The organism is Tritonibacter sp. SIMBA_163 (genome assembly GCF_046535935.1).
Classification (GTDB): Bacteria; Pseudomonadota; Alphaproteobacteria; order Rhodobacterales; family Rhodobacteraceae; genus Epibacterium; species Epibacterium scottomollicae.
On the sequence record NZ_JAWJBP010000017.1, the window covers coordinates 16,561 to 29,403 of the forward strand.

Annotated in this window: 10 protein-coding genes; all 10 read left to right on the forward strand. The window is 58.8% G+C overall.

Annotated features, from left to right (window positions below; genetic code table 11):
- Positions 1-139 precede the first annotated feature (139 nt).
- Complete coding sequence (locus tag R0J92_RS17740; protein WP_106164471.1) at positions 140-1,393, forward strand: ABC transporter substrate-binding protein; 1,254 nt, start codon at positions 140-142, stop codon at positions 1,391-1,393.
- Between the two features lie 140 nt (positions 1,394-1,533).
- Positions 1,534-2,457: a carbohydrate ABC transporter permease gene (locus tag R0J92_RS17745; protein WP_411052598.1), complete on the forward strand. Its 924-nt coding sequence runs from the start codon at positions 1,534-1,536 to the stop codon at positions 2,455-2,457.
- Positions 2,457-3,305 carry a carbohydrate ABC transporter permease gene (locus R0J92_RS17750; RefSeq protein WP_106164473.1) on the forward strand — a complete coding sequence of 283 codons (849 nt, stop codon included), beginning with the start codon at positions 2,457-2,459 and terminating at the stop codon, positions 3,303-3,305. Before R0J92_RS17745 ends, R0J92_RS17750 begins: the two co-directional genes overlap by 1 nt.
- Positions 3,302-5,368, forward strand: a complete 2,067-nt coding sequence (locus R0J92_RS17755; protein WP_411052599.1) for an alpha-galactosidase — start codon at positions 3,302-3,304, stop codon at positions 5,366-5,368. Before R0J92_RS17750 ends, R0J92_RS17755 begins: the two co-directional genes overlap by 4 nt.
- Complete coding sequence (locus R0J92_RS17760; protein WP_411052600.1) at positions 5,365-7,080, forward strand: IlvD/Edd family dehydratase; 1,716 nt, start codon at positions 5,365-5,367, stop codon at positions 7,078-7,080. The genes R0J92_RS17755 and R0J92_RS17760 overlap by 4 nt, the downstream gene beginning before the upstream one ends.
- 1 nt (position 7,081) lies before the next feature.
- On the forward strand, positions 7,082-7,852 hold the full coding sequence (locus tag R0J92_RS17765) for an SDR family NAD(P)-dependent oxidoreductase (RefSeq protein WP_411052601.1): 771 nt from the start codon (positions 7,082-7,084) through the stop codon (positions 7,850-7,852).
- A complete protein-coding gene (locus R0J92_RS17770; protein WP_411052602.1) occupies positions 7,849-8,763 on the forward strand; it encodes a 2-dehydro-3-deoxygalactonokinase in 915 nt (304 codons plus the stop codon). The genes R0J92_RS17765 and R0J92_RS17770 overlap by 4 nt, the downstream gene beginning before the upstream one ends.
- Positions 8,764-8,773: 10 nt before the next feature.
- Entirely contained in the window at positions 8,774-9,379 is a 606-nt protein-coding gene (locus tag R0J92_RS17775) for a 2-dehydro-3-deoxy-6-phosphogalactonate aldolase (RefSeq protein WP_411052603.1), read from the forward strand.
- Entirely contained in the window at positions 9,376-10,221 is an 846-nt protein-coding gene (locus tag R0J92_RS17780; RefSeq protein ID WP_411052604.1) for an SMP-30/gluconolactonase/LRE family protein, read from the forward strand. The genes R0J92_RS17775 and R0J92_RS17780 overlap by 4 nt, the downstream gene beginning before the upstream one ends.
- 7 nt (positions 10,222-10,228) lie before the next feature.
- The gene (locus R0J92_RS17785; RefSeq protein ID WP_411052605.1) at positions 10,229-12,136 is read left to right on the forward strand and encodes a beta-galactosidase; all 1,908 of its coding nucleotides are present in this window, start codon (positions 10,229-10,231) and stop codon (positions 12,134-12,136) included.
- Positions 12,137-12,843: the final 707 nt, after the last annotated feature.

Genomic DNA, 12,843 nt, shown 5'->3' on the forward strand with positions numbered 1-12,843 from the left:
GCTGTCCTCCCTTACGTCTCAGAACCCTCGGGTGAAGAGACTGTTGACATTCATAGCTAGAATCTCTCATGGTTTCAATAGTTGGAAACGGGTTCCACTATGTGAGACCAGCGACCGACAGTCAATAAGGGAGGATACCATGAACTTGCTGAAGGGAACGGCCGCAGGACTTGCGATGGTCGTTGGTTTGACCGCGTCTGCACAGGCCTCGGAGTTGAGCGGGACGCTCAAGATTTTCTCGGATATGTCGAACCCGGCACCACGCGCGGTGATGGAGAAGCTGGCATCTGATTTCGACGCCCTGCATCCGGATCTGTCGGTCGAACTGACCGTGATCGACCGCGAGGCCTATAAGACACAGATCCGTAACTTCCTGACCGCGAATGCGCCGGACGTGGCCAATTGGTATGCGGCAAACCGTATGCGCCCCTATGTGTCGGCCGGTCTGTTCGAGGATGTCTCTGATCTCTGGGCGGAGCCTGCGATTGCCGACAATCTTGCCTCCACCAAGGGCGCGATGACGCTCGACGGGAAGCAGTGGGGCGTGCCGTATACCTACTATCAGTGGGGCGTTTACTACCGCGAAGATATCTATGACGAGCTGGGACTGGAAGAACCCAAGGACTGGGAAGCCTTCAAGTCGAATTGCCAGAAGATCCTGGACTCGGGCCGCAAGTGCTTCACGATTGGTAGCAAGTTTCTTTGGACCGCTGGTGGCTGGTTTGATTATCTGAACATGCGCACCAATGGATATGACTTCCATATGGCGCTGACCAACGGTGACGTGGAATGGACCGATGATCGTGTGAAGCAGACCTTCGCAAATTGGCGCGAGCTGATCGATATGGGGGCCTTCATTGACAACCATCAGTCCTACAGCTGGCAGGAAGCTCTTCCGTTCATGGTAAATGGGGAGGCCGCGGCCTATCTCATGGGCAACTTTGCGGTGGCGCCACTGCGCGAGGCGGGCCTCAGCGACGAACAGTTGGATTTCTATCAGTTCCCGGTGATCAACCCTGATGTGGAACTGGCCGAAGATGCGCCGACCGATACGTTCCATATCCCGTCAGGCGCACAGAACAAGGAAGCTGCGCGCGAATTCCTGCGCTACGTGGTCTCCGCCGATGTGCAGACCGAGATCAACGCAGGCCCTGCTTTGGGTCAGTTGCCGGTCAATGCATCGTCCTCGGTGGATGCGGACGAAATGCTCAACCAAGGGTTTGAGATGCTGTCCTCCAACAGCCCCGGCGGCATCGCTCAGTTCTTTGACCGCGACGCCCCGGCAGAAATGGCCTCGATCGCGATGGAGGGCTTTCAAGAGTTCATGGTGTTTCCTGACAACCTGGAAGACGTCCTGAACCGTCTCGAGAAGGCCCGTCAGCGGATCTACTGATCGTGAATTTTTGGGCGGGCTCGCTTCCGCCCAAAAACCGCCACGCGATCTCTATGTCCGTTTCGCCGCAATAACTGACGTTTCGCTCACCCAGCCTGCGATCATCCGCAGCGTGGTGCGTGTATCCTGGAGGTGCTCCTTTGGTTGACACAACAACTCCGCTTAAAGATGGTGCGCCGGGCTGGATCCGGCGCAACCGTCAGGCACTGGCGCCGGCTCTGTTCCTGTTGCCGGGCGTATTGTTCTTCGCGTTCTACGTTATCTTTCCGATTGTGCAGAGCTTTAACCTGTCGTTCTACCGCTGGGATGGCCTGGGAGAGCCGGTCTATGTGGGGGCGGAGAATTATATTGAGCTGATGGATGACCGCGCCTTTGAGGTCTCCATGTGGAACAATCTGAAATGGCTGCTGATGTATCTGCTGGCGATTCCGGCGGGACTGGCGATTGCGCTGTTCCTGAACCAGAACGTTGTCGGTATTCGGCTATACAAATCTCTGTTTTTCTTCCCGTTTGTGATCAGCCAAGTGGTGGTCGGACTGGTGTTCAGCTGGTTTTACGACCCGACGTTTGGCTTGTTGAATCAGATCCTTGGTTTTTTCGGCTTTGGTACGGTCAATGTATTGGGTGATCCAAACCTTGTGACCTACGGTATCATTGTTGCCGGTCTCTGGCCGCAAACGGCCTATTGCATGATCCTCTACCTCACGGGGCTAAATGCGGTGGACCCCGAGCAAGTGGAAGCCGCCCGTCTGGATGGCGCAAAGGGCATGAAGATGCTGTGGTATGTCATCATCCCGCAGCTGCGGCCTGCCACATTCATTGCCTTCGTCGTGACGATCATCGGGGCCTTGCGATCTTTCGATCTGATTTCGATCATGACCAACGGCGGACCGTTTGGATCGTCCCGCGTTCTGTCCTTTTACATGTTTGAAAAAGCCTTGTCAGAATACGGTTTCCGCATGGGCTATGGCGCAGCCATTGCGGTGGTGCTGTTCCTGATCATGCTGTCCTTCATCGCCTACTTCCTGTGGTCGATGTACCAAGAAGAGAAAGGGGGCCGCTGATGTTCCCGCGTCCGATCGAGAAATCCTCTCCCGCCTGGGCCGCCACCTATCAGGCGCTCGTGCCGATGGCGCTGGTACTGTGGCTGTTGCCCCTGATCGCTGTGGCCGTGTTTTCCATCAAGCCGGATGTGGATTTCACCACCGGCAACTATTGGGGCTGGCCCTCCGCGTTCAAAGGCTTTGAGAACTACGGCAAGGTTTTCTTTGCTTCTGACATGCCGCGCTATCTCCTGAATTCGGTGCTGATTACAGTACCGACGGTGATTGGTGCGGTGGCCCTGTCCTGCATGACCGGTTTTGCGCTTGGCGTGTATAAATTCCGCGGCAACCTCTTGTTGTTCTTCATGTTTGTGGCCGGAAACTTTGTGCCGTTTCAAATCCTCATGGTGCCGGTGCGCGATCTGACGCTGGATATGGGGCTTTATAACACCAAGCTTGGACTGGTGCTTTTCCATGTGGCCTTTCAGACCGGTTTTTGTACATTGTTCATGCGCAACTTCATCCGCGCCCTGCCGTTTGAGCTGATCGAGGCCGCGCGGGTCGAGGGTGTCGCGGAATGGCGGATTTTCTGGTTTGTTGTGCTGCCGTTGATGAAGCCTGCGATCGCAGCGTTGTCGGTGCTGATCTTCACCTTCATCTGGAACGACTATTTTTGGGCAGTGGTGTTGACCCAGGGCGCCGAGAGCCAGCCGGTTACGGCGGGGATCACCTCGTTTAATGCGCAGTATCGTGCCGCCTATCACCTGATGAGTGCAGGATCGATCGTCGCGGCGCTGCCACCGGTGGCGATGTTTTTTCTGATGCAGCGGCATTTCATTGCCGGTCTGACACTCGGGGCGGTGAAATGAGCGAAGATCTGCAACTGTGGCGGATTGATGCGCCGGGCCAAACGCTGGTGCTGTCATCTGACGGCGGTCTTCCCGGCGCGCTCTATTGGGGGCCTTCGCTGCACCCGGAGACGGATCTGACCGCGCTGGCCCGTGCCTGTGAACAGGAAGTGACGGGGGGGATGATCGATCATCTGCCACCGCTGTCGTTATGCCCAGAGGCTGCTCTGTCCTTCGAGGGGCAGCCGGGGTTGATTGCCTATCGCGATGGCGTGCCGCTCTATCCGCGTTTCCGGCTGGAAGAGACAAATGGCCTTCAGTTCACCTGCCGGGATCGCAAGCTTGGCCTGACGCTGTTCATAGACTTCGAGGTGCGGGGCGAGACCATTGCGGCCTCGACGTCGCTGACCGCAGAGCAGGAGATCACACTGCATCATCTCGCAGCGCCGGTTTTGCCAGCGCCGCAAATGGGGCAGGAGATCGTGGATTTCTCGGGTCGCTGGATCGGTGAATTTCAAATGGAACGCGCCCCCTGGCGCGCGGGTATCCACAAGCGTGAGGCACGGTCCGGGCGGTCCGGTCATGAGCACCCGCCTTTGGCCTATTTCCCAGAAGCGGGCGCGACCAATACCCAAGGCACCGTCTTTGCCATGCACTATGGCTGGTCCGGCGGACATGTGATGTTGGCGGAAGAGCTGCCCTCCGGACGGCGTCAGATACAGTGGGGCCATGCGTCCGGTGCGCGCCCTGCCGGCACCAGGTTTCGCAGCGCGCCGCTATATCTGGCAGTGTCTCAACGCGGTTTCAACGGATGTGCGACTGCCTTTCAACGCCTGCTGCGCGACCATGTGGTTGTTTGGCCAAAGCCCGATATCCCACGCCCGGTGCACTACAATTGCTGGGAGGCGGTCTATTTCAAGCATGACTTCGGCGTGCTGAGCGAGATCGCAGAGCGGGCGACCAAGCTGGGCGCTGAACGTTTCGTGCTTGACGATGGGTGGTTCGGGAAACGTGATGATGACACCTCATCGTTGGGCGATTGGGACATTGACCGCCGCAAATGGCCCGAGGGGCTGACGCCACTGATCGACCATGTCGAACGCCTCGGCATGACCTTCGGCCTGTGGGTCGAGCCGGAGATGGTGAACCTCGACAGCGATCTGGCGCGGGCGCATCCGGACTGGATTCTTGGGCCTGTCGATCAGATCGAGGGGCGCCAACAGCGTGTGCTGGACCTGTCGAGAGGCGAGGTGCGGGACCACCTGTTCGAGAAGCTTTCAACGATCCTGAGCACAAACCGGATCGACTACCTGAAATGGGATCACAACCGTTTGTTACCCGTCGCTGATGCGGCACAATCTGAGGGCATTTATACGCTTCTGCGAGACCTGCGTACGGCTTTTCCGGAGGTCGAAATCGAGAGCTGTGCTTCAGGTGGCGGGCGGATTGATGCCGGAATTCTGAGCCTCACGCAGCGGGTTTGGCTGTCCGACAGCAACGACGCACTGGAGCGGCTGCGTATCCAGCATGATGCGGCGCTGTTCCTGCCGCTGCCGGTTACAGGTTCGCATGTCGGGCCGCGTCGGTGCCATACGTCGGGGCGGATGATCGACATCCACATGCGCGCCTGGGTCGCGGCGCAGCGACACATGGGGTTCGAGATGGACCCACGCGAATTAACCGAGGTGGAGGCCGACGTTCTCACCCGCGTCACCTCCTGGTGGAAAGACAACCGCCATTGGCGGATGGGTGCGGACATCCTGCGCCTCGATAGTGCGGATGACAGCGTCATTGCAGAACAGCAGCAGGCGGCCGACGGCAGTCGATTTGTGGTTTTTGCTGGTAAGGCGCGCACGTCGCATCAGATCATGCCGCGCCCGTTGCGGCTGACCGACCTCGATCCATTCGCGCTTTACCGGATCGATCTCGTCAACCGCGACGAGCTGCACCACCTTTCTCGGGGACGCACGGCACTGAAGGACGGGGCGCTCACACTCAGCGGTCAGATCCTGATGCAGCAGGGGCTGACGCTTCCCTGGCAATTCCCTGAAACGATCTGGGTGATCGAAGGAGAAAAACTATGACCAAAGACCGTCGCAGCCGTGGCTGGTACGGCAAGCTGGATAAGGACGGCTTCATTCACCGATCCTGGATGAAGAACCAAGGCTATCCAGATCATGCCTTTGACGGGCGACCGATCATCGGAATCTGCAATACCTGGTCCGAGTTGACGCCGTGTAACTCTGGCCTGCGTGACCTTGCTGAGGGTGTGAAACGCGGGGTCTGGGAGGCGGGCGGCTTTCCGGTGGAGTTCCCGGTGATGAGCCTGGGCGAAACTCAGATGAAGCCCACGGCCATGCTGTTTCGCAACCTTCTGGCGATGGATGTGGAGGAATCGATCCGCGCATATGGGATTGACGGTGTTGTGCTGCTCGGTGGGTGTGACAAGACCACTCCGGGCCAGCTGATGGGGGCGGCTTCGGTCGACCTGCCGTCTATCGTCGTCTCCTCCGGTCCAATGCTGAACGGCAAATACCGCGGTCAGGATATCGGGTCTGGCACTGACGTGTGGAAATTCTCTGAAGCGGTGCGTGCGGGCGAAATGACCCTGAAGGACTTCATGAGTGCGGAGTCGGGCATGAGCCGTTCAAAGGGAGTGTGCATGACCATGGGCACGGCATCGACTATGGCGTCCTTGGTGGAAGCCATGGGCCTATCGCTGCCAACCAACGCCGCACTTCCAGCGGTAGATTCACGTCGCATGGCACTGGCTCATCTCACGGGGAAACGGATCGTCGAAATGGTCGAGGAAGACCTGAAGCCTTCTGACGTGATGACCAAACAGGCGTTTGAAAACGCCATCCTCGCAAATGCCGCCGTCGGGGGCTCCACCAATGCGGTGGTGCATCTTCTGGCAATGGCCGGTCGGGTTGGCGTGGAGCTGGACCTGAAGGATTTCGAGATCGGGTCCGAGATCCCATTGCTGGTCAACTGCATGCCCTCGGGCCAATACTTGATGGAAGACTTTTGCTACGCTGGCGGCATGCCGGTGGTGCTGAAGGAATTGCAGGGCCAGGGCCATCTGCGCAACGCCAAGACGGTGCTGGGCGGCGATATTGCGGCCTATGCAGACGGGGCTGAGTGCTTCAACGAAGACGTGATCCACCGTTTTGACGCGCCCGTGAAACCAGCTGCCGGCTTGCGGGTGCTGCGCGGCAACCTTGCACCCAACGGCGCGATCGTGAAGCCCTCTGCGGCTTCGGACCATCTTCTGGAACACGAGGGCGAGGCCTATGTGTTTGAGAGCATTGAGGACATGAAGGCCAATATCGACCGCGAGGATTTGCCCGTGACGGCAGAGACCATTCTTGTGCTCAAGGGTTGTGGACCGAAGGGCTATCCGGGGATGCCGGAGGTGGGGAATATGCCGATCCCACGCAAACTGGTGACCCAAGGGGTGAAGGACATGATCCGCGTCTCTGATGCGCGCATGTCCGGCACCGCTTTTGGGACGGTCATTTTGCATGTTTCGCCCGAGGCACAGGCGGGTGGACCGCTGGCACTGGTAAAAACCGGCGACCGGATCAGCGTGTCTGCCTCAAGGGGCGAACTGGAGCTGTTGATCTCAACAGAAGAAATGGAGGCGCGCCGCGCGGCGTGGCGACCGGACGAGCCGCACTACACCCGCGGCTATGCGAAACTCTACGTCGATCACGTCCTGCAGGCCGACAGGGGCGCGGATCTGGATTTCCTGGTGGGTAAGGATACTCGGCCCGTGACAAGGGAGAGCCACTGATATGGATCTTAACGCAACTTTCCGTGACCTTGAGGGGGCCTCCGTTTTCATCACTGGCGGCGGTTCTGGTATTGGAGCGGCACTGACCGAAGGCTTTCTGAAACAGGGGGCGAAGGTGGCTTTTGTCGGGCGCTCTGACGCCAGTGAGTTTGTCGAACGGATGGAGAGGGAGACCGGCAACAGACCGCTATTTGTCCAATGTGATATTACCGATATCGCTGCGCTGAAAGCTGCGATTGCACATGCCGCACACACGCATGGCCCTATCGGCGTGTTGGTCAATAACGCTGCGAATGATCAGCGCCACGCGACACTCGATGTTGACGAGGATTTCTGGGACTGGTCGCAGGCAATCAATCTCAAGGCATACTTTTTCGCCTGCCAGGCGGTGCTGCCGGGGATGCAGCAGCTTGGCGGTGGCGCAATCGTGAATTTCACGTCGATCAGCTACATGATGGGGAACAGTGGATATCCGGCCTATACCACTGCCAATTCCGGTATCAACGGCATGACCAGGAGCCTTGCCCGTGAATTCGGGCCTGACCGCATCCGTGCCAACGCGCTTGCGCCGGGCTGGGTGCTGACCGACAAACAGCTCGACAAATGGGCGACGCCGGAGGCGCTTGCCGCGCATCTTGAGCGCCAGTGCCTGAAAGACCATCTCGCACCCCAGGATATTGTTGAATCGACACTCTTCCTGGCGTCCAAATCCAGTCGCATGATCTCTGGTCAGGCGCTGGTGGTGGATGGTGGCGTTGTGGTGTCAGGATGAGTGATCTGAACCATACTCCGGCCCAATGGGTGGCGGTGGATTGGGGCACCTCGCATCTGCGGCTTTGGCCGATGGGGGCGGATGGGGTGCCGCTTTGCCGCATCGATTCTGACAAAGGCATGTCGCGGCTGACACCCGCTGAGTATGAGCAGACACTTTTGAACTTGCTGGAGCCGTATCTGACCTCGGACGGGGAAGTGACAGTGGTGTGCTGCGGCATGGCGGGCTCACGGCAGGGCTGGGCGGAGGCCCCCTACATGGCAACTCCGTGCAGGCCGCCCTCGTTTGAAACCGCAACACGCGTTGCAACAGGGGACAAGCGTCTTCGCGTGCATATCCTGTCAGGTGTAAAACAACCCGAACCTGCCGACGTGATGCGCGGCGAGGAAACCCAGATCGCCGGCGTCTTTGCGACCCACTTAAAGCTAGACGGGGTCATTTGTCTGCCCGGCACTCATACCAAATGGGTTTCGGTTCAAAAGGGCAGTATCACCGGGTTTTCGACCTTTATGTCGGGTGAGTTGTTCCAACTGGTCAGCGACCATTCCGTGCTACGGCATACGCTGGCGCATGAAGGCTGGGACGATCAAGCCTTCGACGCGGGGTGTCGGGATGGCGCTGCCAGGCCGGATCACCTGGCCAACGCGCTCTTTGGTCTGCGGGCTGCAGCTTTGTTGAACGATCTTGATCCGGTCGCGGCACGTGCGCGCGCCTCAGGATATTTGCTCGGCATGGAGGTCGCGGCGATGCGTGACGCCTGGCGGGGGAGCCCGGTTGTGGTCGTGGGCGACAATGCAATCGCGCAGGCCTACGCCACAGCTCTCAGAATAGGGGGCGCGACGGTCGAGATCTTTGAAGCGGAAAAAGCCACGCTGGCCGGTCTCAGCGCCGCCCGCGCTCAAATGAAGTAAGGATAAATCCATGAGCCGCAATATTATTGCCATCCTGCGGGGGCTTACACCCGAGGAAGCATTGCCTGTCACAGACGCGCTTATCGAAGCCGGAATTACGCGCATTGAGGTGCCGCTGAATTCGCCCAGTCCTTTCGACAGTATTTCTGCGATGGTGGATCATGCTTCGGGCGGGGCGCTGATCGGGGCAGGGACCGTGCTTGACACGCAATCCGTCGCGCGTCTTCAGGACATTGGTGCGCAGATGGTCGTCTCGCCCGATTGCAACCCAGAGGTCATCGCGGCGAGCAAAACGGCAGGGATGCTGTCCTTTCCCGGTGTGTTCACCCCGACTGAGGCACTCACCGCACTGCGCGCGGGGGCGGATGGGCTGAAATTCTTCCCCGCTTTCAAACTCGGAGTTGATGGCTTTAGGGCGATCAAGACGATCCTGCCTGCGGGTACCGCGACCTATGCGGTGGGCGGCGTGGGGCCTGCGAATTTTGCCGATTGGAAGGCGGCGGGGATCAGTGGTTTCGGGATCGGGTCAAATCTCTTTCAGCCCGGCTATACGGTTGCAGAGATCGCAGCCAACGCACGGAAAATGGTTCGTGCCTATGACGAGGCGTTTTCGTGAACGCGTCGGTTTTCAGTGATGTGGCCTGTGCACTCGGAGAGGGACCGCTTTGGCACCCGGAGCGCCAGCAGCTCTTTTGGTTCGACATTCTCGGCAAGCGGATGCTCTCGGTCGAGGGGGATGAGACGCGCATCTGGCAGTTTGACGAATGCGTCTCTGCTGCCGGTTGGGTGGATCATGATACGCTGGTCATCGCCAGCCAAACTGGCCTTTGGCGGTTCGACCTCTTGAGCGAAGAGCGCGTGCTTTTGTGTCCTCTGGAGGCGGATAATCCGACAACACGCTCCAATGATGGGCGCGCGGATCCGTGGGGGGGATTTTGGATCGGCACCATGGGCTTTCACGCAGAAAAAGGGGCAGGGGCCATCTATCGCTACTATCGCGGCGAGTTGCGCCAACTGGTGTCGGATGTGACCATTTCAAACGCGATCTGCTTCGCGCCTGATCGCTCCTGTGCGTATTATACCGACACCAATGTGGGCACGATCTTGCGCCAGCCGCTGGCGGTTCAGTCCGGTTGGCCTGAAGGGGAGGCTGAAGTCTATCTTGATTTCAGCGCCGAGGATTTTGGCGCCGATGGCGCGGTCGTGGACGCGGATGGCAACCTCTGGAACGCGCAATGGGGCGCAGGGCGCGTGGCCTGCTACAGTCCTGAAGGGGCCTTGTTGGCATCTGTTTCCGTGCCAACCCCACAGTCCTCCTGCCCGGCCTTTGGTGGGGCGGATCTTTCCACTCTTTACATCACCACAGCAGCCGAGGGACTGGACCGCTCCCCCGCTGGTCAGACCTTCGCTGCGCCGACATCGTTCGTGGGGCAGCGTGAACATCAAGTTATCTTGTGAGACGATCATGAAACGAACCCTTGGCATCTGCTACTACCCCGAACATTGGCCGGAAGAAATCTGGGCTCAGGACGCCGCGCGGATGAAAGAGGCAGGCCTTACGTGGGTCCGCATCGGTGAGTTCTCCTGGTCAAAGATCGAACCTAACCCAGGTGAGCTGCACTGGGATTGGCTTGATCGCGCGATCGAGACGCTTGGTGCGCAGGGCCTGCAGGTGGTATTGGGAACGCCCACAGCGACGCCGCCGCGTTGGATGGCAGATCGCTACCCGGACATGTTCGCTGTGGATGCACAGGGGCAGGTGCGCGGGTTTGGATCACGGCGGCATTACTGCTTCAGTCACAAAGGCTACTTTGCCGAGAGCCAGCGCATCACCCGTCTGATGGCGGAGCGTTACGGCGGCAATCCCTATGTGGCAGCATGGCAGACTGACAACGAATATGGATGTCATGATACGACCATCAGCTATTCCGACGCCGCCAAAGTGGCTTTTCACGACTGGTTGTTTGAGACTTTCGATGGCGACATCAATGCCCTGAACGCGGCTTGGGGCAATGTGTTCTGGTCTATGGAATACCGCAGTTTTTCCGAGATCGGCCTGCCAAACCTGACGGTGACGGAACCTAACCCCGCGCATGTGCTTGCGTTCAAACGCTTCAGTTCGGATCAGGTGGTGGCCTTCAACCGCGCTCAGGTGGACATTATCAAGGCATGCTCTACCGCGCCGATTTCTCATAACTACATGGGGCGGATCACCGATTTTGATCACTTCAAGCTGGGAGAGGATCTGGAAATTGCGACGTGGGACAGCTATCCGCTTGGGTTCCTAGAGGACCGCGTCGGTGCGACGCCCGAAGAACAACGCGCCTATGCACGGCAGGGCGATCCCGATTTCCAGGCGCTGCATCACGATCTCTACCGTGCTGTCGGGCGCGGGCGTTGGTGGGTGATGGAGCAGCAGCCGGGCCCGGTGAACTGGGCCCCCTACAATCCGGCGCCGTTGCCGGGAATGGTGCGACTTTGGACCTGGGAGGCCTTCGCCCATGGGGCTGAGGCGGTTTGTTATTTTCGCTGGCGGCAAGCTCCGTTCGCACAAGAACAGATGCACGCAGGACTTCTGCGCCCCGACAGCAAGGACGCACCTGCCATCGAGGAGGCACGCGACGTGGCGAGGGAGCTGGAAGACGCGCCTGAGGTCCAGTCCGCACAGGCTCAAGTGGCGATCTTGTTTGATTATGACGCCGATTGGGCTTGGTCGACGCAGCCGCATGGCGCGGGGCTCAGCTATTTCCAACTGATCCTCGACCACTATAAAGCGCTTCGGCGGGCCGGTCTTACGATTGATATCCTTCCCGCCGAGGTGCGCGATTTCGCCGACTATAGGCTGATACTCGCGCCAGGCATGATGCATATGCCAGCGGATTTGAAAGCCTCGCTGGAACAGAGCGATGCCGAAGTCCTTTATGGGCCCCGTAGTGGTGCGCGGGATGATCACTTCAACATCCCGACCGATCCGCTGCCACCTGCGCTTGTCGGGCTTGATGTGACTGTTTCCCGAGTGGAAAGCCTGCGGCCGGATATGCCTGTCGCGCTTACGAATGGCGGCGCGGTACACCGCTATCTGGAGGTATTGGAAGGGGACGCCGAAGTGATCCTTGTGACTGCGCAGGGCGCTCCGGTAGCGATGCGAATGGGCAGACAGACCTATTGTGGTGGTTGGCTTGATGCGGATGGTCTGGATCAGTTGATCACGATCATTGGCACAGCGGCGGGGCTGGCGTTGCGCAAAATGCCTGAAGGGGTCCGTACCCGCCGCACCGCGACAGAAGAGTTCTGGTTTAACCATAGTGCTGAGCCCGTGCAGACCGAAGTGGGGCTTTTGCCTCCAGCAGGAATGATCAGGTGTGAGTTGTAAACTGCTGGGGCAGACGAATAGGTCGAAGTGGTGACTCTGTTCGAGTTTTGACAGGCGCGGCCTGCCGTGAGGCGCTCAAAGAGGATCCAAACGAAAGTTTCGAGTGTTCGGGAAGCATGTGATCGCGGGGGCTGGGCGGTAACAAATCCCCTCATCTCTCTGTCGTGCTTCACCTGCGCAGAACAAGGCAGTTCAGCATCGCGAATAATTCTGCCTGCGACGTGATCATCAATTAACGGTCGATGTTGCGTCGATGGACCTTGACGGTCTGGCGCGCGACGCCGCGCCGCAATGTTGCCGACTGGTTGGAATGGCCCTGCAGGATCAACGCGATCACCTACGTGTTGATTTCAGCCCAAAGGGGCAGATGTGACCCGGCATTGCCATCCGGTAAAGGTACGTCGTCGTTTGGGAGGTCGTTACCACTGTTGCCTCCTGCCGCTTGAGTTCAAACGCCGCGGACACTTTCATGCGCTTGGGAGTACCGTGTGTACAGGTCATACGTTCTTCGGCGCTGACCGACCTAGTATGGTTTGGCAAACTAATCGCGATGCACATTGTTCCAGTTGTCGCGACAGCCGAACGCGATGTGTCGGTAGCATCGTCGCTATAGCAGGTATGATCGGCTGCTAAGGAATCTACTGCTCGTCAAATTGTCAATCACCGAGCCGGTGTACCGCCAAGAGATCGTTTTTCTCCGCCAATGA